This window comes from Telluria mixta (assembly GCF_029223865.1).
Taxonomy (GTDB): domain Bacteria; phylum Pseudomonadota; class Gammaproteobacteria; order Burkholderiales; family Burkholderiaceae_D; genus Telluria; species Telluria mixta.
Genome location: NZ_CP119520.1, coordinates 3,039,160 through 3,063,696 on the forward strand (window position 1 = coordinate 3,039,160; position 24,537 = coordinate 3,063,696).

At 66.3% G+C, this 24,537-nt stretch carries 23 protein-coding genes and 1 pseudogene; 11 read left to right on the forward strand and 13 right to left on the reverse strand.

Annotation, left to right across the window (positions count from 1 at the left end; all coding sequences use genetic code 11):
- Positions 1-38 precede the first annotated feature (38 nt).
- From P0M04_RS13610 to P0M04_RS13635, 6 genes are read left to right on the forward strand one after another with little or no spacing between them, the layout of a single operon-like run.
- Entirely contained in the window at positions 39-1,766 is a 1,728-nt protein-coding gene (locus P0M04_RS13610) for an NAD(P)H-dependent oxidoreductase subunit E (protein WP_259449793.1), read from the forward strand.
- On the forward strand, positions 1,763-4,549 hold the full coding sequence (gene fdhF / locus P0M04_RS13615; RefSeq protein WP_259449794.1) for a formate dehydrogenase subunit alpha: 2,787 nt from the start codon (positions 1,763-1,765) through the stop codon (positions 4,547-4,549). The genes P0M04_RS13610 and fdhF overlap by 4 nt, the downstream gene beginning before the upstream one ends.
- Positions 4,546-5,412: a formate dehydrogenase accessory sulfurtransferase FdhD gene (locus tag P0M04_RS13620; protein WP_259449795.1), complete on the forward strand. Its 867-nt coding sequence runs from the start codon at positions 4,546-4,548 to the stop codon at positions 5,410-5,412. Before fdhF ends, P0M04_RS13620 begins: the two co-directional genes overlap by 4 nt.
- Positions 5,409-6,119, forward strand: a complete 711-nt coding sequence (locus P0M04_RS13625; protein ID WP_091657677.1) for an ABC transporter permease — start codon at positions 5,409-5,411, stop codon at positions 6,117-6,119. Before P0M04_RS13620 ends, P0M04_RS13625 begins: the two co-directional genes overlap by 4 nt.
- Complete coding sequence (locus P0M04_RS13630) at positions 6,116-6,847, forward strand: energy-coupling factor ABC transporter ATP-binding protein (RefSeq protein ID WP_259449796.1); 732 nt, start codon at positions 6,116-6,118, stop codon at positions 6,845-6,847. The genes P0M04_RS13625 and P0M04_RS13630 overlap by 4 nt, the downstream gene beginning before the upstream one ends.
- 17 nt (positions 6,848-6,864) lie before the next feature.
- Positions 6,865-7,674, forward strand: a complete 810-nt coding sequence (locus P0M04_RS13635) for an ABC transporter substrate-binding protein (protein WP_259449797.1) — start codon at positions 6,865-6,867, stop codon at positions 7,672-7,674.
- On the opposite strand, the gene P0M04_RS13640 is transcribed toward P0M04_RS13635, so the two are convergent.
- From P0M04_RS13640 to hemF, 10 genes and pseudogenes are all read right to left on the reverse strand, one after another.
- Positions 7,631-8,089, reverse strand: a complete 459-nt coding sequence (locus P0M04_RS13640) for a hypothetical protein (RefSeq protein WP_259449798.1) — start codon at positions 8,087-8,089, stop codon at positions 7,631-7,633. The genes P0M04_RS13635 and P0M04_RS13640 overlap by 44 nt on opposite strands.
- A gap of 33 nt (positions 8,090-8,122) precedes the next feature.
- Positions 8,123-9,475, reverse strand: coding sequence for an RNA-guided endonuclease InsQ/TnpB family protein (locus tag P0M04_RS13645; protein WP_259449799.1), 1,353 nt, complete (start codon positions 9,473-9,475; stop codon positions 8,123-8,125).
- Positions 9,447-9,629, reverse strand: coding sequence for a MerR family transcriptional regulator (locus P0M04_RS32870; RefSeq protein WP_371877332.1), 183 nt, complete (start codon positions 9,627-9,629; stop codon positions 9,447-9,449). Before P0M04_RS32870 ends, P0M04_RS13645 begins: the two co-directional genes overlap by 29 nt.
- Before the next feature lie 215 nt (positions 9,630-9,844).
- Positions 9,845-10,947: pseudogene (locus P0M04_RS13650) on the reverse strand (glycosyltransferase family 9 protein).
- 296 nt (positions 10,948-11,243) lie between these two features.
- Entirely contained in the window at positions 11,244-12,728 is a 1,485-nt protein-coding gene (gene rng, locus P0M04_RS13655) for a ribonuclease G (protein ID WP_259449801.1), read from the reverse strand.
- A gap of 53 nt (positions 12,729-12,781) precedes the next feature.
- Complete coding sequence (locus P0M04_RS13660; protein ID WP_259449802.1) at positions 12,782-13,402, reverse strand: Maf family protein; 621 nt, start codon at positions 13,400-13,402, stop codon at positions 12,782-12,784.
- Positions 13,403-13,406: 4 nt separating this feature from the next.
- Complete coding sequence (gene rlmH, locus P0M04_RS13665; protein WP_259449803.1) at positions 13,407-13,877, reverse strand: 23S rRNA (pseudouridine(1915)-N(3))-methyltransferase RlmH; 471 nt, start codon at positions 13,875-13,877, stop codon at positions 13,407-13,409.
- Between the two features lie 6 nt (positions 13,878-13,883).
- Positions 13,884-14,573: a ribosome silencing factor gene (gene rsfS, locus P0M04_RS13670; RefSeq protein ID WP_259449804.1), complete on the reverse strand. Its 690-nt coding sequence runs from the start codon at positions 14,571-14,573 to the stop codon at positions 13,884-13,886.
- Positions 14,573-15,232: a nicotinate-nucleotide adenylyltransferase gene (locus P0M04_RS13675; RefSeq protein WP_259449805.1), complete on the reverse strand. Its 660-nt coding sequence runs from the start codon at positions 15,230-15,232 to the stop codon at positions 14,573-14,575. The genes rsfS and P0M04_RS13675 overlap by 1 nt, the downstream gene beginning before the upstream one ends.
- A complete protein-coding gene (gene hemF, locus P0M04_RS13680; RefSeq protein ID WP_259449806.1) occupies positions 15,229-16,140 on the reverse strand; it encodes an oxygen-dependent coproporphyrinogen oxidase in 912 nt (303 codons plus the stop codon). The genes P0M04_RS13675 and hemF overlap by 4 nt, the downstream gene beginning before the upstream one ends.
- Positions 16,141-16,576: 436 nt before the next feature.
- Between hemF and P0M04_RS13685 the strand changes: the two genes are divergently transcribed.
- From P0M04_RS13685 to P0M04_RS13695, 3 genes are all read left to right on the forward strand, one after another.
- Positions 16,577-18,940 (forward strand): sialidase family protein, encoded by a 2,364-nt coding sequence (locus P0M04_RS13685; protein ID WP_259449807.1) that lies wholly within the window; start codon positions 16,577-16,579, stop codon positions 18,938-18,940.
- Between the two features lie 60 nt (positions 18,941-19,000).
- A complete protein-coding gene (locus tag P0M04_RS13690) occupies positions 19,001-19,588 on the forward strand; it encodes a PEP-CTERM sorting domain-containing protein (RefSeq protein ID WP_259449808.1) in 588 nt (195 codons plus the stop codon).
- A gap of 206 nt (positions 19,589-19,794) precedes the next feature.
- Positions 19,795-20,088, forward strand: coding sequence for a GIY-YIG nuclease family protein (locus tag P0M04_RS13695; protein WP_259449809.1), 294 nt, complete (start codon positions 19,795-19,797; stop codon positions 20,086-20,088).
- 64 nt (positions 20,089-20,152) lie between these two features.
- Here the strand turns inward: P0M04_RS13695 and purD are convergent, their stop codons facing one another.
- The 3 genes from purD to P0M04_RS13710 all read right to left on the reverse strand — a co-directional run bounded on the left by purD (position 20,153) and on the right by P0M04_RS13710 (position 23,044).
- Positions 20,153-21,424, reverse strand: coding sequence for a phosphoribosylamine--glycine ligase (gene purD / locus P0M04_RS13700; RefSeq protein WP_259449810.1), 1,272 nt, complete (start codon positions 21,422-21,424; stop codon positions 20,153-20,155).
- A gap of 10 nt (positions 21,425-21,434) precedes the next feature.
- The gene (locus P0M04_RS13705) at positions 21,435-22,160 is read right to left on the reverse strand and encodes a YebC/PmpR family DNA-binding transcriptional regulator (protein WP_259449811.1); all 726 of its coding nucleotides are present in this window, start codon (positions 22,158-22,160) and stop codon (positions 21,435-21,437) included.
- Positions 22,161-22,264: 104 nt separating this feature from the next.
- A complete protein-coding gene (locus P0M04_RS13710; protein WP_259449812.1) occupies positions 22,265-23,044 on the reverse strand; it encodes a DUF2182 domain-containing protein in 780 nt (259 codons plus the stop codon).
- A 152-nt stretch (positions 23,045-23,196) separates the two neighbouring features.
- Here P0M04_RS13710 and P0M04_RS13715 point away from each other — a divergent pair, with 152 nt between their 5' ends.
- Positions 23,197-24,147 carry a DMT family transporter gene (locus P0M04_RS13715; RefSeq protein ID WP_259449813.1) on the forward strand — a complete coding sequence of 317 codons (951 nt, stop codon included), beginning with the start codon at positions 23,197-23,199 and terminating at the stop codon, positions 24,145-24,147.
- The gene (locus tag P0M04_RS13720; protein ID WP_056130395.1) at positions 24,144-24,524 is read left to right on the forward strand and encodes a methylglyoxal synthase; all 381 of its coding nucleotides are present in this window, start codon (positions 24,144-24,146) and stop codon (positions 24,522-24,524) included. The genes P0M04_RS13715 and P0M04_RS13720 overlap by 4 nt, the downstream gene beginning before the upstream one ends.
- Positions 24,525-24,537 lie beyond the last annotated feature (13 nt).

A 24,537-nucleotide genomic window follows, 5' to 3' on the forward strand; every position in this document is an offset into this window, starting at 1 on the left:
GTATATTATTCCAGAAATTCATCCGCACAGGAGGAGACATGGCAGAACCCATGGCACCCGCGGCCGGCAAGACGGTGATCCCGATTGCCGCCCAGGGCCCGAGCCGCCAGCGCAAGCGCGAGGCGCCGAAGGGCCGCCGCGTCGATCCGCAGGCGCTCGCCGACGTGCAGGCGGCGCTGGGTGAAGCGCCGCGCAGGCGCGACCTGCTGATCGAGCACCTGCACAAGATCCAGGACCGCTGGGGCGCGCTCTCCGCCGCGCACCTGGCCGCGCTGGCGCAGGAGCTGAAGCTGGCGCAGTCCGAGGTCTACGAGGTGGCGACCTTCTATCACCACTTCGACGTGCTGCGCGACGGCGAGGCTGCGCCGCCGGCACTCACCGTGCGCGTGTGCGCGGGCCTGTCGTGCGAGCTGGCCGGCGCGCGCGACCTGCTGGACCGTTTGCCCGCGATCCTCGGCACCGGCGTGCGCGTGCTGGCCGCGCCGTGCATCGGCCGCTGCGACAAGGCGCCGGCGGCCCTCGTCGGCCAGCGGCCCGTCGCGCACGCGAGTGCCGAGTCGGTGCTGGCCGCCGTCAGCGCGCGGGCCATCACCGACGTGCACACGGGCCACCTCGACTACGACGCCTACCGCGAGGCCGGCGGCTACCAGCTGCTGCGCGCCTGCACGGAATGGCGCTTCGACCCCGAAAGCGTGATCGTGACCCTGATGGCGTCCGGCCTGCGCGGCCTGGGCGGCGCCGGCTTCCCGGTCGGGCGCAAGTGGCGCATCGTCAGGAACGAGCCGGGACCGCGCCTCATGGCCGTCAACATCGACGAAGGCGAACCGGGCACGTTCAAGGACCGGCATTACCTCGAGCGCGACCCGCACCGCTTTCTCGAAGGCGCGCTCGTCGCCGCGTGGGCCGTCGGCATCGAGACGATCTACCTGTACCTGCGCGACGAATACCACGGCCTGCGCGCCATGCTGGAGACGGAACTCGATCGGCTGCGCGCCGATCCGCCCGTGCCCGACATGCCGGAGATCGTCCTGCGCCGCGGCGCCGGCGCGTACATCTGCGGCGAGGAATCCGCGATGATCGAATCGATCGAGGGCAAGCGGGGCATGCCGCGCCTGCGCCCGCCCTATCTTGCGCAGGTCGGCCTGTTCGGGCGGCCCACGCTGGAACACAACATGGAAACGCTGCACTGGGTGCGTGACATCGTCGAGCGCGGCGCGGAATGGTTCACGAACCGGGGCCGCCACGGGCGGAAGGGGCTGCGCTCGTTTTCCGTGTCGGGCCGCGTGCGCGAGCCGGGCTTAAAGCTGGCGCCGGCCGGCATCACGATGCAGGAACTGTTGAACGAATACTGCGGCGGCATGCAGGACGGGCACACGTTCTATGCCTATCTGCCGGGCGGCGCGTCGGGCGGCATCCTGCCGGCTTCCATGGCCGACGTCCCGCTCGACTTCGACACCCTGCAGCGCCACGGCTGCTTCATCGGCTCGGCCGCCGTCGTCGTGCTGTCCGACCGGGACACCGCCCGCGCCGCCGCGCTGAATACCTTGCGCTTCTTCCGCGACGAGTCGTGCGGCCAGTGCACGCCGTGCCGCGCCGGCACCGCGAAGGCCGTCGCGCTGATGGAGCGGGCGACGTGGGACGCGGCCCTGCTGGCCGAGCTGTCGCAGGTGATGCGCGACGCGTCCATCTGCGGCCTGGGCCAGGCGGCGCCGAATCCGTTCGACTGCGTCGTCAAATACTTTCCGCACGAGCTGGAGGGTTCATGAGCGTGACGTTCGAGATCGACGGGCGTACCGTCGAGGCGCAACCGTTCGAAACCCTGTTCGATGCGGCTGCGCGCGCCGGCATCGACTTGCCGCACCTGTGCCACAAGGATGGGCTGGAGCCGGCCGGTAACTGCCGCGCATGCGTCGTCGAAGTCGACGGCGAGCGCACGCTCGCGCCGTCGTGCTGCCGTTATCCGGCGCCCGGCATGAAGGTGCGCACGGACAGCGGCCGCGCCGTCGCCGCCCGCAGGATGGTGCTGGAACTGCTGCTGTCCGATTTGCCGGACACGGCCCGCACGCGCGAGGACGAGGTCGCGCAGTGGGCCGATAAACTCGGTGTCGGCACGCCGCGCTTTCCCGCCACGCGCGCGGTGCCGCCGGCCGACGCCAGCCATGCCGCGATCGAGGTGAACCTCGACGCCTGCATCCAGTGCACGCGCTGCGTGCGCGCCTGCCGCGACGAGCAGGTCAACGACGTGATCGGTCTCGCGGGCCGCGGGCAGGATGCGCGCATTGTGTTCGACCAGGGCGATGCGATGGGCGCCTCCACGTGCGTGGCCTGCGGCGAATGCGTGCAGGCCTGTCCGACCGGGGCGCTGGCGCCGGCGCGCGGTGCCGCGCTGGCCGTGCCGGACAAGCAGGTCGATTCCGTGTGCCCGTATTGCGGCGTGGGCTGCCAGCTGACGTACCACGTGAAGGACAACCGCATCGTGCGCGTGGAAGGCCGCGACGGTCCCGCCAACCACGGCCGCCTGTGCGTGAAGGGCCGCTACGGCTACGACTATGCGCACCATCCGCAGCGCCTGACGACACCGCTGATCCGCCGCGCAGGCATCCCGAAGAACGGCGAATTCACGATGGACCCGGCACGCGTGCTGGACGTGTTCCGCGAGGCGACGTGGGAAGAAGCACTGGAGGCGGCCGGCGGCGGCCTCGCGCGCATCCGCGACGCGCACGGCGGGCGGGCGCTGGCCGGCTTCGGCTCGGCCAAGGGCAGCAACGAGGAGGCGTACCTGTTCCAGAAGCTCGTGCGCACGGGCTTCGGCAGCAACAACGTCGACCATTGCACGAGGCTGTGCCACGCGTCGTCCGTCGCCGCGCTGCTGGAAGGGATCGGCTCGGGGGCCGTGTCGAATCCCGTGATGGACGTGACGCGGGCCGAGGTCGTGATCGTCATCGGCGCCAACCCGACCGTCAACCACCCGGTCGCGGCCACGTGGATGAAGAACGCCGCGCGCACGGGCGTGAAACTCATCGTCGCGGACCCGCGCCGCTCCGACCTCGCGCGCCACGCGCACCGCTTCCTGCAGTTCAAGCCGGACACGGACGTGGCGCTGCTCAACGCGATGATGCACACGATCGTGGAAGAGGGCCTCGTCGATCCGGTGTTCATCGCCGACCGCACGAGCGGCTACGACGCGCTGGCCGCGAACGTGGCCCACTACAGCCCGGAAGCGATGGCGCCCATCTGCGGCATCGACGCGGAGACGATCCGCTACGTCGCGCGGCTGTATGCGACGTCGAAGGGATCGATGATCCTGTGGGGCATGGGCGTGTCGCAGCACGTGCACGGCACGGACAATGCGCGCTGCCTGATCGCGCTCGCGCTGATGACGGGCCAGATCGGCCGTCCCGGCACGGGCCTGCATCCGCTGCGCGGCCAGAACAACGTGCAGGGTGCGTCGGACGCGGGCCTCATTCCGATGATGTATCCGGATTACCGGCGTGTGGACGACGCAGCGGCGCAGGCGACATTCGAGGCGGCGTGGGGGCGGTCACTCGACGGCAAGCCAGGTTTGACGGTCGTCGAGATCATGGACGACATCCTCGCGGGAGGGATCAAGGGCATGTACATCATGGGCGAGAACCCGGCCATGTCCGACCCCGATGCGAACCATGCGCGGGAAGCGCTGGCCGCGCTGGAACACCTCGTCGTGCAAGACATCTTCCTGACGGAGACGGCGTACCTGGCCGACGTGATCCTGCCCGCGTCCGCGTTCGCGGAAAAGACGGGCAGCTTCACGAACACGGACCGCGTCGTGCAGCTGGGCCGCCAGGCGCTGGACCCGCCGGGCGATGCGCGCCAGGACCTGTGGATCATCCAGCAGATGGCGCGCCGCCTCGGCCTGGACTGGGATTACACTGGGCCGGCCGCCGTGTTCGACGAGATGCGGCACCTCATGCCCAGCATCGCCGGCATCACGTGGGAGCGGCTGGCGCGCGCCGGTGCCGTCACGTACCCGTGCCGCGCGCCGGGCGATCCGGGCGAACCCGTCGTCTTCACGCGGGCGTTTCCGCGCGAGGGCGGCCGCGCGCGCTTCGTCCCCGCCGACATCATCCCGGCCGACGAGCGTCCCGACACCGAGTACCCCGTCGTGCTGATCACGGGCCGCCAGCTCGAGCACTGGCACACGGGCAGCATGACGCGCCGCGCGGGCGTGCTGGACGCGCTGGAGCCGGACCCGGTCGCACTCGTGCATCCGCTCGACCTGGAAGCGATCAAAGGGCGGCCGGGCGACGTGATCACGATCGCGTCGCGCCGCGGCGAGGTGGCGCTGTATGCCCGGGCCGACGACGGCACGCCGCGCGGCGCCGTGTTCGTCCCGTTCTGTTATTACGAAGCGGCCATCAACCGGCTGACGAATGCGGCGCTGGACCCGTATGGCAAGATCCCGGAATTCAAGTACTGCGCCGTGCGCGTGCGGCTGGGCGGCGAGGTCGCACACCAGGGTTCCTACGGTGGCGGCCAGATTCTGGGGGACGTGGCAGAATTGCAAGCATGACATCATCTTATCGTCCCGAACTGTCCCAGGCCAGCGCCGGCCTCACGCACCCCGTGACGGCCATCGACGAGCGCGGGCGCCGCGAGACGCTCCATATCCCGGCCGAGCGCCCGCTGACGGTCTATGTGGACAAGCGCGAGCTCGTCACCCTGATGACGCTGGGCGCGGCGCCGGAAGCGCTCACCTTGGGTTACCTGCGCAACCAGCGCCTCGTGCGTTCGCTGGAAGACATCGTGTCCGTACAGGTCGACTGGTCCGTGGATGCCGTGGCCGTCGTCACGCGCGGCGGCATCCAGGACGTCGAGGCGCGCACGGCGAAGAAAGTCGTCACGACGGGCTGCGGGCAGGGTTCCGTGTTCGGCGGCCTGATGGACGAGGTCGACCGCATCGTGCTGCCGCCCGATGCCCGCCTGCGCCAGTCCGTCGTGCACCGCATCGTCGAGACCGTACGCACCCAGCAATCCGTGTACAAGCAGGCAGGCTCCGTGCACGGTTGCGCGCTGTTCACGAGCGAGGGCGAACTGCTGTGGTTCATCGAGGACGTCGGGCGCCACAACGCCGTCGACGCCATCGCGGGCCTGATGTGGCTGGAGGGGATCGAAGGCGGGGACAAGGTGTTCTACACGACGGGCCGGCTGACGTCCGAAATGGTCATCAAGGGCGCGCAGATGGGCATCCCGTTCCTGCTGTCGCGCTCCGGTACGACGCAGATGGGCCACGCGGTGGCCGAGCAGGTCGGCATGTCGCTGCTGGCGCGCTGCAGCGGCCACCATTTCCTGCTGCTGTCCGGCGCGGAGCGCCTCGTGTTCGAGCCGGAGTGGCTCGCCGCGCTGGAGACGGCGCGCACGTTGCGAACGGCATGAATGATATTGCGGACGCCGTCGCGCGCGCCTTCGCGCTGCTGTTCACGGGGGATCCGGACCTGTGGCGCATCGTCTGGGTGTCGCTCAAGACGAGCATCGTGGGCCTGCTGCTGGCCACGCCGCCCGCGATCCTGATCGGCTACGTCGTCGCCATGCGGAAGTTCCGTGGGCGGCGCATCGTGATCTGGCTGGCGCAGGCGGCGCTGTCGCTGCCGACCGTCCTGATCGGCCTCCTGCTGTACCTGCTGCTGTCGCGCCACGGGCCCTTGGGCGGCCTGCAATGGCTGTTCTCGCAGCCCGGCATCGTGTTCGGCCAGTGCGTCGTCGCGCTGCCCGTGCTGCTCGCCTTCACGCTGGCGGCCGTGCAGGGGCTCGATCCGCGCTATGCCGAGACCGCGATCGCACTGGGCGCATCGCCCATGCAGGTGATGGTGCGCGTGCTGTACGAGGCGCGCTTCGGCGTGATGGCGGCCGTCCTGTCCGGCTTCGGCCGCGTGATCTCCGAGGTTGGCTGCGCGCTGATGGTGGGCGGGAACATCGAAGGCGAGACGCGCACGATCACGACCGCGATCGCGCTGGAGACGAGCAAGGGCGAGTTCGCCCAGGGCATCGCGCTTGGTATCGTGCTCGTGTCGATCGCGTTGCTGATGAACGGCGCGCTGATGCTGCTGCAGGGCGACGCCCACACGATCCGGGAGCGCGCATGAGCATCAGCATCCACTCGCAGATCTCGGCGGCCGTGTACGAGAACGAGAACGTGAAGCTGCGCGACGAGCGCCGCAAGGCCCTGCTGGGCGTGCGCGGCCTGCGCAAGCGCCATGGCGACCGGCTGCTGTTCGACATCGACCGGCTCGAGATCGCCACGCACAGCGCCTACGTGCTGACCGGGATGAACGGCGCCGGCAAGAGCACCCTGCTGCGCGTGCTGGGCGGCCTGGAGCGGGCCGAGATCGACAGCCTGCGCTTCGCCGGCGAGGACATCCTGCGCGTGCACCCGTACCCGCGCGCGCTGCGCCGGGCCATCGTCTACGTGCACCAGCATCCGATCCTGTTTTCGACGAGCGTCGCCGACAACATCGGCTACGGCCTCGTCGTCCGTGGGGAAGCGCCCGGGGCCGTGCGGCCCGTCGTGGAAGAGGCGATGGCCTGGGCCGGCGTGGCGCACCTGCGCGACACGGACCCGACCCGGCTGTCGGGCGGCGAAAAGCAGCGCGTGGCGCTCGCGCGTGCAAAAGTGCTGGAGCCGCGCCTGCTGCTGCTGGACGAGCCGACGGCCAACCTGGACGGCGCCGCGCGCGAACAGGTGATCGCCCTGATCCCGACCATGATCGAGGCGGGCAGCAGCGTCATCATCGCCTGCCACGACCGCGACCTGATCAACCTGCCGGGCGTGCAGCGGCTGAAGCTGCGCGACGGGCATCTGGAATACCGCTGATACCACAAGGAGACATCATGCAACGCCGTTCCATCCTCGGCTTCATCGCCTGCCTCGCCGTCGCCACGCCGTTCGCGCATGCGCAGTCCGATAAAGTGCTGCGCCTGTCCACGACGACCAGCACCGAGAACTCGGGCCTGCTGGGCTACCTGCTGCCGGCCTTCGAGGCGAAGACGGGCATCAAGGTCAACGTGATCTCCGTCGGCACCGGCAAGGCGCTGGAGCTGGGCAAGAACGGCGACGTAGACGTGACGCTCGTCCACGCGCGCGCGCTCGAAGAAAAATTCGTGGCCGAGGGCTGGGGCATCGACCGCCACGACGTCATGTACAACGATTTTATTGTCGCGGGACCGACCGCCGACCCGGCGGGCGTAAAGGGCAGCCGCGACGTCATCGCGGCCTTCAGGAAGATCGCGGCGGCCAACGTGAAGTTCATCTCGCGCGGCGACAATTCCGGCACGGACGTGATGGAGAAGGGCTACTGGCAGCAGGCAGGTACGAAGCCGGCCGGCAGCAACTACGTCAACGCCGGCCTGGGCATGGGCGAGGTGCTGAACATGGCGGCCGAGATGGGCGCGTACACGCTGACGGACCGCGCGACGTATGGCGCTTATAAAGCCAGGACGGGGCTGGCCATTCTCGTCGAAGGCGACAAGCGGATGTTCAATCCGTACGGAATCATCGCGGTGAACCCGGAGAAGCACAAGGGGATCAACTACAAGGGCGCGAAGGCGCTGATCGACTGGATCACGTCGGCGGAGGGGCAGGCGAAGATTGCGTCGTTCAAGCCGGCCGGCGAGCAGTTGTTCTTCCCGTCCGCGAAATAACGCTATGCCTTGCGGCGGGTATCGATGGCGATCCAGTTGGTCTCCCAACGCCGCCCGCCATCCGCCGAATAAGCCTGCTCGAAGCGCCACTGGCCGGCGCCCATCGGCACGAGATCAGGAACCGCACCAGCACCGCGCGCCCGTCCACGGTGTCCTTGCCGTAAAAGCTGCCCTGGCCATTCTTGAAGGAACCCTGCATCGGGTCGGTCATCAACCCATTGGCCAGGTTTGCGAAATGCAGGGTCCATTGACCGGTCGCAGGCTGGTACAGGCGCAGCGACACGCCCGCGATCCGGCCGCTGCTGCCGCGCACACCCAGTTCGACGAGGTTGGCCTGCCCGCCCATCACGGCCTTGACGACCGACGTGCCCGTGTACTCGACCCAGTCGGTCTTGCCGCTGAGCGGCTCGCGCAAGCGTTTCAGTTGCGTATCCCAGGAGCCGATCTGCTATCGATTACGTGTGCAAATGTGCACAGCGTTCTCTTCCTGCCCCAAGCCGTCCTGCTGACCGTGCTCGTGCCTGACAGGCGTCACTTCCCCGCCTCCCGCCGGCATCAGGCCGGCGGCAGTGCCACGCGTTACCGCCTGGCTCGCCTCGGGTAGCGCCGTGCGCGCCGCGAAGGCGCCGGTGGCGAGCCGTTGCAGGTTGATGGCCGCGTTCACGTCGCGGTCATGCTGCGCACCGCAAGCGGCGCAGGTCCACGCCCGGTCGCCCAACGCCAGCTCTGCGTTGCGGGTACCGCAGCCCGAACACAGTTTGCTGGACGGGTACCAGCGGTCGGCAAGCACGATTTGCGTACCGTAGCGCTCAGACTCGTACGTCAGCTGGCGCCGGAATTCGTAAAAGCCGACATCGGCGATCGCGCGCGCCAAGCGCGCGTTGGCCAGCATCCCGCGCACATTCAGGTCTTCGATCGCCAGCGCCTGATTCTCGCGGCACAGCCGGGTCGTGAGCTTATGGGTGAAATCCCGGCGCACGCGCGCGATGCGCGCCTGCAGCCGCGCCAGCGCCAGTGCGCCCTTGGTCCGGTTCTTCGATGCCGGCAGGCGCGTGCCCTTGACTATGTGGCCGACGATCCCGGCCGCGGCCTTGGCCGCCTCGAGCTTGCGCGACTGCCGGCGCGAGCGGACGCGCAGGCGCCGCAGCGCCGCCTTCAACGGCCGTGGCGCCGCGATCTTCTCGCCGCTGGACAGCGTGGCTGCGCTGGTCACGCCCAAGTCGACGCCGGTAACGGCGTCACCCGTGCGAGGCCGCCGGGCCAGGTGGTCCGGCACGTCGACCTGAACCACCAGGTACCAGTGACTGGCTTCGCGCGAGACACTCGCGCCCATGATCTTGCCGCTCCAGCGCAGCGTTTCGCGCAGCGCGACGCGACCCACCTTCGGCAGCACGGCGCTGCGTCCCTCGAGCCGGAATTTGTCGTTCGCGAGGTAAAAACTCTCGGCCGAGCGGCCCTTTTTCTTGAACCGCGGTACGTGCGCCAGCTGGCCGGCGCGGCGCTGCTCGAAGTAACGCCTCCAGGCCTTCGCGAGGTTAGCGAACGGCTGGGCGTGCGCGTCGCGGTGGATGGCGCGCAGCCACGGCTTGCCGTCGGCGTCGAGCCATTCGGGGTCGGAATACTTGATGCGGTTGAACGCCTTCTTGAGCGCCATCGCGTTTGGCCGCAGGCCGACGGCTGTCTGGCGGTTCCACTCGGCGAGTGCCCAGTTCCAGACCCGGCGGGCAGTGCCGGCCGCGCGCGCGAAATAGTCGCGCTGGGCCGCTGTCGCGTCAATCCTGATCCGGTGCGCCAGCAGCATGGTCACTCTCCAGGGCCGCGCGTAGCTGGCGGCGCCGGTTGCTGGCGGTGCGGGCGACTGGTACTAGCCGGCACTCGCGCTCCCACTGGTGAAGCGTCTTGACGGTGATTCCCAGCAGTCTGGCGGCCTCGCCTGCGCCTATCGTCTTTTCCATGATCACGATTGGACACGTTCAATCACGTCTAGTTCGACCAGAGTCGCACTCCCAGTCGAAATCGTGTTGGCCGTCATGCGGACCCGCCGCGCTCGACTGCGAGAACGCCAGGACTGCAGATATCAGGAGCGCAACGGATATGGGTTTCATGGTCAGTGCCGGCCTGAAAAATAGAAGGCCGCACGAAGCGGCCTTTGTCACCTACGAATACCGATTCACGCCAACGCGTGCATCACCGCGTCGACCGGAATCGCCTTCACCCAGTCCCGTCTCTGATCCGCCGTGATGACGGTGGAGTTGGCCTTGTCCACGGGCGCCCATTCCGGCGTCTTCTGGCGCATCAGCGCGACGACCGGCACGCCGACGGCGTTCGCCAGGTGCATCACGGCCGTTTCCACCGACACGATCAGGTCGCACTGCGCCAGCATCGCGGGCAACTGGAAGAAATTCTCGTTGGCGCTGAACAGTTCCGTGCGGTCGAGCTGGCGGCGTGCCAGCATGGCCTTCACGTTGTCCACTTCCTGCGGCACCGCGTTGACGATGAAGCAGGCGTCGCGCCATTCCGGCTGCGCGCGCATCGTCGTGATCAGTTCCGCCACGCGCTCGACGGGCCAGCAGCGCTTGCGCGTCTTGGCGAACGGGTTGATGAACACGAGCTTGCCGCGGCGGCCGTCGAAACCCCATTCATGCAGGCGCGCTTTCGCGCCCTCGACGAACTGCTCGGGATGTGCACGAACGGGATGCGCCCGGCCGGGGGAATGTCCACGCCGGCCAGCTGGCGGAACCATTCCGCATGCATGTCGCTGATGTGCGGCGCGCTTGCGCGGTCGGCCACGTCCGGGTCGAGGCTGGCGTCCAGCTTGCGGTAGCTGAACCAGTGAATCAGGCCCTGCAGGCCGTGCGGCTTTTTCAGGCCTAACACGAAGCCGTCCGGGCTGATCTCGCGCGCGAGGTCGGCGTAGAAGTGGGGACGCAGGGTGCCCAGCGAGACGACGATCGGATAGTGTTCCCGTTGCGCTTCCTGGATGGAGGCCTGGAACAGTTCCGGCGAATAGTTCTGCTTGTAGACCTTCTCGATGAAGTCGCAGGCGTCGAGCCAGTCGTACAGGACGTTCTTTTTCAGGTGCGGCCACTGCGACGCGTCGCTCGTGCGGCGCACTTCATCCACCCACAGGTGCAGTTTCAGGTGCGGGTAGGCGCGCGCGAACGCCTGGAAGCAGTTCTGCAAATAGGTATAGTCGCCCAACGCCAGGTGGGCGATGAACAGGATCTTGTCCGATTTCTTCAGCAGATCGGAAGGAATGAGAGGTACGTTCATTGTCTCTTACGGGTCGCCTGCCAGTTGTTGTCCGACGCCGCCAGCGGTGTATCAGGGTCTGCGAATCAGCAGCGCTAACCGGTCGGCTGGCTGCGCATCTGCGTGGTGGGGATGCACACTACCGCCAACTCTAGAAATCTTCAACAAATTGTCTCGAATTGTAGTCCAATCCGCGACATTGCGTTGCCCCTGGCCATATTTTTAGACGCATTGTCCTGTGCGAGCAACATGAACTGAACAGGATGACAAATCCTTGTCTTGGAGACGGCGAAACTGGCGTATTAAATTAACATCGGTCACATCAGGATCACGTCGTACTGTTCCTGGTGATACCCGCGCTCCACCTGCAGCGAAATCTTCTTGCCGATGAAGTCGCCGAGCATGGCGAGATGCTGCGACTCTTCCTCGAGGAACAGGTCGACCACTTCCTGCGACGCGACGATGCGGAATTCGCGCGGGTTGAATTGCTTGGCCTCGCGCAGCAGTTCGCGCAGGATCTCGTAGCAGATCGTCCGGCTGGTCTTGACCTGTCCCTTGCCGCCGCAAGCGGGGCAGGGCTCGCACAGGATGTGGGCCAGCGATTCGCGCGTGCGCTTCCGCGTCATTTCGACGAGGCCCAGCGCCGAGAACCCGCTCACGGACACCTTCGTGCGGTCGCGCGACAGCGTCTTCTTGAGCTCCGCGAGCACGGCGTTGCGGTGCTCGTTGTTCTCCATGTCGATGAAGTCGAGGATGATGATGCCGCCCAGGTTGCGCAGCCGCAGCTGGCGCGCGATGGCGTGCGCCGCTTCCAGGTTCGTCTTGAAGATGGTGTCGGCGAAGTTGCGCCCGCCGACGAAGCCGCCCGTGTTGACGTCGATGGTCGTCATCGCTTCGGTCTGGTCGACGATCAGGTAGCCGCCGGACTTGAGGTCCACGCGCCGGCCCAGCGCGCGCAGGATCTCTTCCTCGACGCCGTACAGGTCGAACAGCGGGCGCTCGCCCGTGTAGTGCTGCAGGCGCGACAGCACGCTGGGCGTGTACACCTGGGCGAATTCCACGAGTTTCAGGTAATTCTCGCGCGAGTCGACGAGGATCGCGGCTGTCTCGTCGTGCACGAAGTCGCGCAGCACGCGCTGGGCCAGGCTCAGGTCCTGGTACAGCAGGCTCGTCGCGGGACGCGTGCGTGCACCCGTCATGATGGCGCCCCACGTCTTGCGCAGGTAGTCAACGTCGGCGGCGAGGTCGGCGTCGGACGCGTCCTCGGCCTGCGTGCGCACGATGTAGCCGCCTTTTTCGTCCGGCGGCAGCAAGCCCCCGAGGCGCGCGCGCAGGGCTTCGCGCTCGGATTCCTTCTCGATCTTTTGCGAGATGCCGATGTGTTTATCCTGCGGCAGGTAGACGAGCATGCGGCCCGCGATCGAGATCTGCGTGGACAGGCGCGCACCCTTGGTGCCGATCGGATCCTTGATCACCTGGACGGTCAGTACCTGGCCGTCGAACAGGATTTTTTCGATGGGCGTCGGTGCGTTGTTGCTATTATTGCTGCTGCCGTTGGCGCCGTCGTGCGGCCTAGCTTCCCAGATGTCGGCCACGTGCAGGAACGCGGCGCGTTCGAGGCCGATGTCGATGAAGGCCGACTGCATGCCTGGGAGTACCCGCACGACCTTGCCCAGATAGACGTTGCCCGCGAGGCCGCGGGTGAGCGTACGCTCGATGTGCAGCTCCTGAACGGCACCCTGTACCACCAGCGCGACCCGTGTTTCTTGCGGGTTGATATTGATCAGGATGTCTTCAGTCATGAGGCCGGGCCGCGAATGTTGTTCAGAGTCACATCATACACGGTGTGACTACCTTACAAAGCGCTGACGCCCGCTTTCTGCAGTAACTGCGCCGTCTCGAAGACGGGCAAGCCCATGATGCCGGAATGGCTGCCTTCGATATGCTCGATGAACAGGGCGGCGAGGCCCTGGATGCCATACGCGCCGGCCTTGTCGTAGGGTTCCGGCGTCGCACAATACGCCCGGATCGCTTCCGGCGTGAGCTGCGCGAAGCGCACGTTCGACACCTGCGTCACCTGCTCGAACACGTCCGTGTAATGCAGGGCGACCGACGTCAGCACCTGGTGCGTGCGGCCCGACAGGCGTTCCAGCATGGCGACCGCTTCCTTCGGATCGCCCGGCTTGCCGAGGATCTCGCCGTCGATGGTGACGGTCGTGTCGGCCGACAGCACGGGACGCAGCGGCATGCGCCGCATGTGCAGCACGTTCCACGCGAATGCGCCTTTTTCGCGCGCCACGCGGGCCACGTAGTCCTGCGCGGGTTCGTCCGCGAACGTGTCTTCGCTGACGTCGATGCCGCGCGCCGGATCGGAGCGGAGGCTGAGGATGTCGAACTCGATGCCGACCTGGCGCAGCAGTTCGCGGCGGCGCGGGCTCTTGGAGGCGAGGTAGATTTTCTTGTCGAGCTGTTTCATCGGCTCATACCCGATGGTAAGGGTGGTTCTGGGTGATGGACCACGCACGATATAACTGTTCTGCCAGCATCACGCGCACGATACCGTGCGGCAGCGTCATGCTGGAGATGCGGATCAGACCGTCCGCGCGCGCCTTGAGTTCCGGATCGAGGCCGTCGGCCCCGCCGATCAGGAAGGCGACATCGCGCCCGTCCTGCTGCCAGGCCTCCAACGCTTGCGACAGGCCCACGCTGGTGAGATCCTTGCCGCGCTCGTCGAGGGCGACGATACGTACGCCTTTCGGCAGCACCGCCTCGATGCGCTCGCGTTCGAGCGCCATCGCGGTGGCCGCCGTCTTGCTGCCCGACCGTTCGACCGGCTTGACTTCCTTCAGCACGATGCGCAGCTCCGGCGGCATCCGCTTCGCGTATTCCGCGAAGCCGGTCTCGATCCAGGCCGGCATCTTGTGGCCGACCGCGACGATGAACAACTGCATCGCGGTTTATTCTTCGGTTTTCTTGATGCGGCGGATGACTTTCTTGGCCGGTGCGTCGCCCTCGGCGGCTGCGGCCTTGGTTGCACGTTTCGGCGCAGCGGCGGCTTTCGCAGCCTTGGCGGCCTTCGCGTCCGCGGCAGCGGTCTTGGACACGGCAACCTTCACGGTGGCGCCCGTCGGGATCTTCTTGGCGGCAGGTTTCCTGGCGGCCGGCTTGGCGTCGGCCGACTTCTTGGCCGCCGGCTTGCGCTCGCGCACCGGTTTCGCTTCTTCCTGTTCCTGGTTCGCGGCGAGGTGCTTCGACTTCGTCTTCGGCGCGGCCGCGTCCAGGCCTTCGGCCGTCGACTTGCGCTTGGCGGCGCCCAGTTTCACGGGCTTGTCGCCCCAGATTTCTTCCAGGCGGTAGTACTGGCGGATGGCCGGCTGCATGATGTGCACGATCATGTCGCCCAGGTCGACAAGGACCCATTCGCCCGTGTCTTCGCCTTCCAGCCCGACCACGTCGCCGCCTGCTTCCTTGACCTTGTCGCGGACCGAGGCGGCCAGCGCCTTGGTCTGGCGATTCGACGTGCCCGACACGACCGCGATGCGGTCGAACAGGCTGGTCAGGTGCGTCGTGTCGAACAGAACGATGTCCTGGCCCTTGACGTCTTCGAGGGCGTCGACGACGAGCGTTTGCAGTTTCTTGATATCCATTAGTTTTTGTACAAGTTATGTTGTTGAATATAGTCTAGCACTTGCGGCGCAACGAGCGCGCTTATGTCAGTACGGGGTTCGGCATGCAGGGCAGCGCGCACCTGCGTGGCCGAAATGTCGACGGCCAGCGTGTGCGCCAGGCAGACCTTGCCTGCCGGGCTGGCGCGCACGTCGTCGAACGACGCGCGCCGCTGCGCCAGCTCCGCTGCCACGGCGGGCGGCAGCGCGGCATCGTCGAGCCGATAGCCGGGGCGGGCGGCGACGCCGAAATTGGCCAGCGCGAACAGGTCGTGCCAGTCGCGCCAGGTGTCCAGCTTCTGCAACTGGTCCGCGCCCATTACGAACACGATGGACGTATCCGGACCGAGCTCGGCGCGCAGGTCGCGCAGGGTTTCGACCGTGTACGTAGCGCCGTGGCGGTCGATCTCGCGGGTATCGATCGTCACGGGCGCGCTGCTGCCTGCAAATGCCAGCTTCAGCATGGCCACGCGGTCGGCATCGCCCGCTTCCAGGCCGTTCTTCTTTTGCCACGGCTGGCCGGCGGGCAGCACGCGCAATTCGTCCGGATGGAGCTGGCGCGCGAACAGCTCGGCCAGCGCGACGTGGCCGTGGTGCACCGGGTCGAAACTGCCGCCCAGCAGAGCAACGCAGCGCGTCACGGGGCGAGCCAATCCCGGTGCGGCAGGAAGTCGGTATAGAGCTTCTCTTCCGGGCTGCCCGGCTCCGGATGCCAGTCGTAGCGCCATTTGACGATCGGCGGCATCGACATCAGGATCGCCTCCGTCCGGCCGCCCGACTGCAGGCCGAACAGCGTGCCGCGGTCCCACACGAGGTTGAACTCGACGTAGCGCCCGCGCCGGTACGCCTGGAAATCGCGTTCGCGTTCGCCGTACGGCTGGTCCTTGCGGCGCTGCAGGATCGGCAGGTAGGCATCGAGGAAGCCGTTGCCGACGCTCTGCACCATGGCATACGACTGCTCGAACCCGAGTTCGTTGAAGTCGTCGAAGAAGATGCCGCCGACGCCGCGCGCTTCCTTGCGGTGTTTTATATAGAAATAGTCGTCGCACCAGCGCTTGAAGCGCGGATGCAGGTCGTCCCCGAACGGCGCCAGCGCATCGCGGCAGACCTGGTGGAAGTGGCGTGCGTCGTCTTCATTGCCGTAGTAGGGCGTCAGGTCCATGCCGCCGCCGAACCACCAGACGGGCTCCTTGCCCTCGGCCGTCGCTTCGAAAAAGCGCACGTTCATATGCACGGTGGGTGCGTACGGATTGTGCGGGTGCAGAACGAGCGACACGCCCATCGCTTCCCACGCGCGGCCCGCCAGTTCCGGCCGCGCGGCCATCGCCGACGCCGGCAGGCTGGCGCCGCGCACATGCGAAAAATTCACGCCGCCGCGCTCGATCACATTTCCGCCTTCGATGAGGCGCGATATCCCGCCACCACCTTCAGGCCGTTCCCACGTGTCGCGCAAAAAGGACTTGCCGTCGACATCTTCCAGCGCTTGCACGATGCGCGCCTGCAGGTCGAGCAGCCAGGCCTTGACGGCGGCCGGATTAATTGTAGCCATGTGGAAATGTGAGAGAAAAAAAGCGAACGGGGATTGTACACTGATGAACTGGATCGCGACAGGCAACCGCCAACACCGTTTCCAACACCCCTCCGGCGCCGATAAAAATCCTGCGCAAATCTCTTCAATTTTCTGCACTTTTCTAGCTTTCGTAGTTACGAATGCAAGAAACACGTTCCTATTACTAATAGTCTAGGTCGAAAGAAACCGATTTCACGCCAGCCGCATAGGCCGGTGTCGAAACGAGTTAAAACGATAACGACGGAGACATTCATGGAACACACGATCCCCCCTCGGCCGCGACCTTAACGCGCCCGCCAGTCCTCCCCATCCATTGTCTTCATCGTAACGACCCGTCCGCGGCCGTGCCGATGGGGATGGTGCATTGCAGCAAGCGACCGGTAACCACGGTCCAACACTTTCTTGGAGTTCAAGCATGAAGAAGCAAACTCTTGCACTGGCCTGCGCCGTGGCCGGCTTGGTGGCAGCCTGCGGCGGCGACAGCCCATCCTCGCAATCGCCTTCCTTTGCCGCCATGGTCGGCAGCGCGTCCGGCGGCGGCGCCGACGTCGCGACGGCGGGTACCCGCTGGCAGAGCGTCAAGTACGGGGGCAGCGGCTACGTGACCGGCCTGATCTTCCACCCGACCAGCCCGAACGTGCTGTACGCGCGCACGGACATGGGCGGGGTCTACCGCCGCGATACGGCGACGTCGGGCTGGACCCCGATCACGGACGGCTTCGGCGTCCGCGAAGAATTCTATAACGGGGCCGAAAGCGTGGCCCTGGATCCGACCGACGACAAGCGCGTGTATCTGGTCACGGGCATGTATGACTGGTCGGGACAAAATGCCCGCCTGTACATTTCCACCGACCGCGGCGACAGCTGGACGCACGTCGACCTGCCGTTCCGCGCCGGTTCCAACGATCCGGGCCGCGCCATCGGCGAACGCCTGATGGTCGATCCGAACAAGCCGTCGACCTTGTACTACGGTTCGCGCACGTCGGGCCTGTGGAAGAGCACGGACTACGGCCAGACCTGGAACCAGGTAACGTCGCTGACCACGTTCCAATACCCGGGCGACCAGATCGGCTCCCTGCCGGGCCGCACCTCGGGCGGCATCGAGAGCGTGCTGTTCGACACGTCGACGACGGGCACGGGCACGGCCACGCAGACCATCTACACGGCCGTGGCCCCGGACTACGCCGCTGCGGCCGGCCTGAATGCCAACCTGTACAAGTCGACCGACGGCGGTGCGACCTGGACCGGCGTGACGACCCCCGTGACCGGCTACTACATCCCGCACATGGTCCGCGCCAAGGACGGCATCATCTACGTAGCGTTCACGAAGGACATGGGCCCGGGTGCCGGCGGTCCGGCCCGCCTGTACAAGTTCGACGGCACGAACTGGACGCTGCTGAAGAGCTACGATACGCAGCAATGGGTGAACTTCGGCATGGGCGGCCTGTCGGTCTCCGGCTCCGGTCCGACCACCCGTATCGCGCTGGGCGTGTCGAACTCGTGGGGTAACTGGCAGGGCCAGCCGGTCGTGCAGGTGTCGGACGACGCCGGCCTGACCTGGCGCGAGATCGCGTCGATGACCCCGCACACCCCGTCCGACGTGGACTTCTCCGGCTGGGTGGACGACGTCGAGATCGACCCGAACAACCCCGACCACATCCTGCACGTGTTCGGCGGCGGCATCTGGGAAACGAAGACGGCGTCGGCGGCCACGCCGAGCTGGAACCTGGACGTGACCAACCTCGAGGAAACCGCGACGATCAGCCTGGCGACCCCGCCCAAGGGCGCCAGCTACGCGCTGCTGCGCAGCTCGGGCGACATCGGCATGCACGTGCAGACCGAGCTGCTGAAGAAGCCGACGCGCGGCCCGATCGGCTGGTTCAGCAACGGTAATGCCGCCGACACGGCCTGGTCGAATCCGGCCTACATCGCAGCGGTCGGTACGGGCGGCTGGGTCCAGAACAACCCCCGCGGCGCCTACTCGACCGACTCCGGCGTGACCTGGACGGCATTCGCCAGCAAGCACCCGGACGCGCTGACCAACCAGGGCGGCGAGGAAACCATCGCCGTGACGGCGCCGGGCAAGGCCGTCTGGGCACCGTCCGGTGCGCGTCCGGCCTACACGACCGACAACGGCGCGACCTGGACGTACACGAACCTGCCGGCCCTGTCTGCCGTGGGCATCGGCCGCGGCTACCGCGTCGTCGCCGACCGCAAGAACCCGAACAAGGTCTATGCCTTCAACTCGGGCGGCGCGTGGTGGAACCAGTGGTCGGACACGTCCCACTTCTGGTACTCGAACGACGGCGGCCACACCTTCACCGAGAGCGCGACGTTCGTGGGCGCGGGCGCGCGAGTGGCAGCGTTCTATCAGTCGTCGATCGCGGTCAATCCGAATGCCGAAGGCGACGTCTGGGTGGTGGACGGTTTCAGCATCCTGCACTCCACCGACTCGGGCGCGACCTGGACCAAACTGGACGTGACGGCACCGGACTGGGGCACCAACGAGACGTGGAGCTACCCGCAGGTGTACGGCGCGACCTCGATCGCGCTGGGCAAGGCGCCGGCCGGTGCGACGTACTCGTCCTCGATCTACATCGTCGGCATCATCAATAACGTGTGGGGCGTGTACCGCTCGGACGACGGTGCCAGGACCTGGCGCCGGATCAACGACGACAAGCACCAGTACGCCGGCATCAGCAACCTGGCGGCCGACCAGACCGTGCCTGGACGCGTGTATGCCGCCGGCGCGGGCCGCGGCGTCGTGTTCAGCTACTGATGATGCCCATGCCGGCGCCCGCGTTGGCGCCGGCAGTATCGATAATTTTCGGAGACTTTCATGAAATTCAAATCCATTCTCGCCGCCGTCGCCTTGATGGCGGCAGGCAGCGCCGGCGCCACCGTCCTGAACTTCGATGGCCTGACCGAGATGATGTACGGCGACGGCTTCCCGCTGGCCGGCAGCATGACCTACAACGGCCTGAACCTGACGTATGTGGAATCGGGCTTCCAGGTCACGCTAAACGCGCCGGGCGCGGACGCGGGCGCGGCCCACATCGGCGACGGCACGTATGAATCGTCGACTTATAACTGGCACGACGGCATGGAAAACGGCTGGGACACGTACGTGACGCTGACCCGCGTGGGCGGCGGCAAGTTCGACCTGAAGAGCTTCGACTATGTCATGGACTGGAGCGACGTGTCGGCCGATGGCGTGTCGGTCGGCTCGATCCAGGATATCGGTACGTGGAGCACGGTCCTGACCGGCATCACCGAACTGCGGATCGGTTCGGGCGCGTTCAACCAGATCGACAACGTCAACGTGGAAGCGGCTGCGCCGAGCGGTGCCGTGCCGCTGCCGGGGACGCTGGCGCTGATGGTGGGTGGTCTGGCGGCAGGGGGCCTGGCGCGTCGCCGTCGCGACTAGCCCGTCATTCCCGCGCAAGCGGGAATCCATGCTGAGCCACAGAGTCCGTATTGTTGACGCACTACAGTGTGTACAGGCGACCGGCTTCGGAAGTTCAGAATGGATTCCCGCCTTCGCGGGAATGACGTTTTTTACATTTGCGGTATCTCAGCAGGACATCGGGGTTCTCGGCCGACCATGCCGGTTTAGGCATCGAGGACTCAACCATGGATAAATCAAGCTACGTCTATATCCTGGCGAGCGGCTTGAACGGAACACTCTACGTTGGCGTGACGAGCGACCTCGTCAAGCGTGTCTGGCAACATCGCGAAGGCCTGGCTGATGGTTTCACGAAGCGATATGGCATCAAGATGCTGGTCTGGTACGAGGTTCACACGGATATCGTCGAAGCCATCCGGCGTGAAAAGCAGATCAAGAAGTGGGATAGATCTTGGAAGGTCGAGCTGATTCAGAAGGCGAACCCTCGGTGGCGTGACCTTTATGCTGATATTGTGGGTTAGCGGGTAGGGTGAAAAAAACGGAGGCTGCGTGCCTCCGTTTTGGTTGTGGCGAAGCGCTACGCCATCACGCCTGCTTGATCCCGCGCCACCCAATATCGCGCCGATACTGCGCACCATTGAAGTGGATCTTCTCGACCGTTTCGTACGCCTGCTTCTGCGCCATCTTGACGCTGTCGCCCAGGCCGACGACGCACAGCACGCGGCCGCCCGACGTCTGCAAGGTGCCGCCCACGATCTGGGTGCCGGCATGGAAGGTGACGCATTCCGGCGTTTCGGCCGGGATGCCGTCGATGATGTCGCCCTTGGCCGGCGCGTCCGGATAACCGGCCGCCGCCATCACGACGCCCACCGCGGTGCGGCGGTCCCATTCCAGTTCGACCTTGTCCAGGGTGCCGTTGCAGGCGTGTTCCAGCACTGTCACGAAGTCGCTCTTCAGGCGCGTCATGATCGGCTGCGTTTCCGGGTCGCCCATGCGGCAGTTGAATTCGATGACCTTCGGCACGCCGGCCGCGTCGATCATCAGGCCCGCGTACAGGAAACCGCTGTACGGGATGCCGTCCTTGGCCATGCCCTGGATGGTCGGGTTGATGATCTCGCGCATCACGCGCGCGTGGATCGACGGCGTGACGACCGGTGCCGGCGAATACGCGCCCATGCCGCCCGTGTTCGGGCCCTGGTCGTGGTCCTTCAGGCGCTTGTGGTCCTGCGACGTGGCCAGGGCGACGACGTTCTTGCCGTCGCACATGACGATGAAGCTGGCTTCTTCGCCGGCCAGGAATTCTTCGATGACGATGCGTGCGCCCGCGTCGCCGAAGCGGTTGCCCGACAACATGTCGTCGGCCGCCTGGTGCGCTTCTTCCAGGGTCATCGCGACGACGACACCCTTGCCGGCGGCGAGGCCGTCGGCCTTGATGACGATCGGTGCGCCCTGTGCGTCGATATAGGCATGGGCCTGGGCGACGTCCGTGAACGTCTGGTACTGCGCGGTCGGGATGCCGTGGCGGTGCATGAAGGCCTTGGCGAAGTCCTTCGAGCTTTCCAGCTGGGCCGCTTCCTTCGTCGGGCCGAAGACCTTCAGGCCGCGCGCACGGAACAGGTTGACGATACCGGCCGCCAGCGGCTGTTCCGGCCCGACCAGCGTCAGGCTGATGTTTTCCGCGACGACGAAGTCGGCCAGCGCGGCCGGGTCGGTGATGTCGATGTTGACCAGGCGATCATCGCGCGCGGTGCCGCCATTGCCCGGTGCGACGTAGACCATCTGGATGCGATCGGATTGGGCCAGTTTCCAGGCCAGGGCATGTTCACGGCCGCCAGAGCCGACTACCAGGATTTTCATGGATGTTCGATTACTCTTCAATGACTGCGTTCGTATAGACTTCCTGCACGTCGTCCAGGTTTTCCAGGGCGTCGAGCAGCTTCTGCATCTTGAGCGCGTCTTCGCCGGTGAATACCGTCTCGGTGTCCGGCTTCATGATGACTTCGGCGGAATCGGCCTTGAAGCCGGCCTTTTCGAGCGCTTCCTTGACGCCGGCGAAGGCGTTCGGGTCGCACAGCACTTCGAAGCCGCCTTCGTCGTCCGTGATCACGTCGTCGGCGCCGGCTTCCAGCGCCGCTTCCATCAGCTTGTCTTCTTCGACGCCCGGTGCGAACAGGAACTGGCCCACGTGCTTGAACATGAACGAGACGGAGCCTTCGGTGCCCATGTTGCCGCCGAACTTGCTGAACGCGTGGCGGACTTCGGCCACGGTGCGCACGCGGTTGTCGGTCATGCAGTCGACGATGATCGCCGCGCCGCCGATGCCGTAACCTTCGTAGCGGATTTCTTCGTAGTTGACGCCTTCCAGGCCGCCCGAACCGCGCTGCACGGCGCGGTTGACGTTATCCTTCGGCATATTGGCATCCGCCGCCTTCTCGATGGCGAGGCGCAGGCGCGGATTGGTGTTGGCGTCGCCGCCGCCCATGCGGGCGGCCACGGTGATTTCCTTGATCAGTCGGGTCCAGATCTTGCCGCGCTTGGCATCAGTCGCGGCTTTCTTGTGCTTGATGTTGGCCCATTTGCTGTGTCCAGCCATGTCGAGTCTTCCTTAGACAGGGAACCTCGGCAAACTGCGATCTTCGAGGTCCCGGGTATTGATAATCCTCGACATTTTAGCATAGGGCCCCCGTCTAAAAACTGTCAGGGAAACAACAACGCGGTGCCCAGCCCGACCAGGCCGAGCCCCGTCGCGCACGCCACCACGTGCCCGCCGGGCAGCAGTTTTTCGGCCAGGATCAGCGCGATGAGGCCGGCGATGACGGGCAGGTTCAATACGCCGGCCGGCAGCACGAGCGCGAGCAGCAGCCAGCAGCAGCCCGTGCAATATCTCGCATCCGCGACGCCCATGCGGAACGCGCCCCACATCCCCCGGCGCCAGTGCGTGAGGACGAACGCCAGCGGCGCGCGGCAGTTGTCCAGGCAGACGTGCTTGGCGGGCGTCCACTGGTAGACCCCGGCCGCGACGAGGGCGAGGGCGCCGACCGTCGGGTGCGCGATGGCCATCGTCTCGTCGAGCCCGCCCGCGTCGTGCAGCTGCCAGTCGGCCAGTGTGGCGGCGAGGGCGCAGCAGGCCCAGACGAACAGGTAACCCAGCATGAACAGGAACGTGGAGGGATAGACCCAGCGCTCGCGCACGAGCCGTTTTACGCGCGCGTACAGCAGGACGGACGGCGCGGCCGCAGGCAGCATCATCGCGGCGATGACGACGGTCCACAGTGCCAGCAGGCGCGCGAGCTCGTCCGCGTGGTACGGCCCGACCCGGACATGGCTCCCCGCGCCCGCCACCAGCGGCGACATGCGGCCGGCACGAAACAGCAGGAACAGCAGGCAGGCCCAGCACAGCGCCGCGAGCAGCACGAGCAGGGTCAGGACGACGGTGCGGTCGACACCGGGGCGGCCGACGCCGCTGGCGCGGCTCATCGCGTGCACGCTCCGGCCGGGTGCGCGGTTGCGCGGTGTGTCATGGACATCTCCTGAAAGGTTGAGCGGTGACGGCAATTGGACCGCAACCGGCCGGCCGCGTTCGGGGGGCGTCCTCAGCCGGCTATGCGGATTCCTCGTACAATCGTCGGATGAGTAAAACCGTAGCCGACATATCTGTTGTACCGACCGCACGCCCTGCCGTGTTGGGCGGCCTGGCAATCGCCATCGGCGGTGCCGTTCTGTTTTCCACGAAGGCGATTGTCGCCAAACTGCTGTACCGCTACCACATCGACGCCGTCACCTTGATCGCGTTCAGGATGCTGTTCTCGCTTCCGGTGTTTGCTGCCGTGGCGGTGTGGAAGATGCGAACCGAGCCGCCGCTCGCCGTGCGCGACCGCTGGCGTCTCGCCGGACTGGGCCTGATCGGCTACTACCTGTCGAGCTATCTCGATTTTCTCGGTCTGCAATACATCTCGGTGGGCCTGGAGCGCCTGATCCTGTTCCTCACGCCGACATTCGTCCTGTTGATCACGGCACTCATCTTCAAGCGCCGCATCGGCCGCGCGGAGTGGATGGCGCTCGTGCTGTCGTACTGCGGCATCGTGCTCGTGTTCGCGCACGACCTGAAGGGTGGCGGAGGGAGCACCGTCACGGGCTCACTGCTCGTGCTTGGTTCGGCGGCGTGCTACGCGGCCTACCTGCTGGGGACGGGCGAGATGGTGCGCCGCATCGGTTCGCTGCGCCTCGTCGCGTACGCGATGTGCGTGTCGAGCGCCGCGTGCATCGCGCAGTTCTTCATCCTGCGGCCCGCAAGCATGCTGGTGCAGCCGCTGCCGGTTTACGGGCTCTCGCTCGTGAATGGGATATTCTGTACCATCTTCCCCGTCTTCATGACGATGGCGGCGGTCCAGCGCATCGGTGCGACGACGGCATCCCAGGCCGGCATGATCGGTCCGGTGTCGACGTTGTTCCTGGGCTGGGCGCTGCTGGGAGAGCCGATCACGACCGTGCAACTGGCCGGAACGGGCCTGGTGCTGGGCGGGATCTGGATGCTGTCGAAGAAAAAAACACCTGACAAACCGAAACGGAACGGAACATGAAACCTCGCATCGCCCTGATCGCCCACGACAAGAAAAAAGACGACATGATCGCGCTCGCCGCCGAATACGTGGATTTCCTGCGCGGCTGCACGCTGTCGGCCACCGGCACCACCGGCGGACGCCTGATCAACGAGCTGGGCCTGGAGGTGACGCGCATGCATTCCGGTCCCGTCGGCGGCGACCTGCAGATCGGCGCCCAGCTGGTCGAGGGCGAGATCGACTGCGTGATCTTCCTGCGCGACCCGATGACCCCGCAGCCGCACGAACCGGACATCAACGCGCTGGTCCGCGCCTGCGACGTGCACAACATCCCGTGCGCGACGAACGTGGCGAGCGCCCACCTCGTGCTGTCGCAATTGCAGTCGAAGGCCGACTGATTCCAGGAGGAGC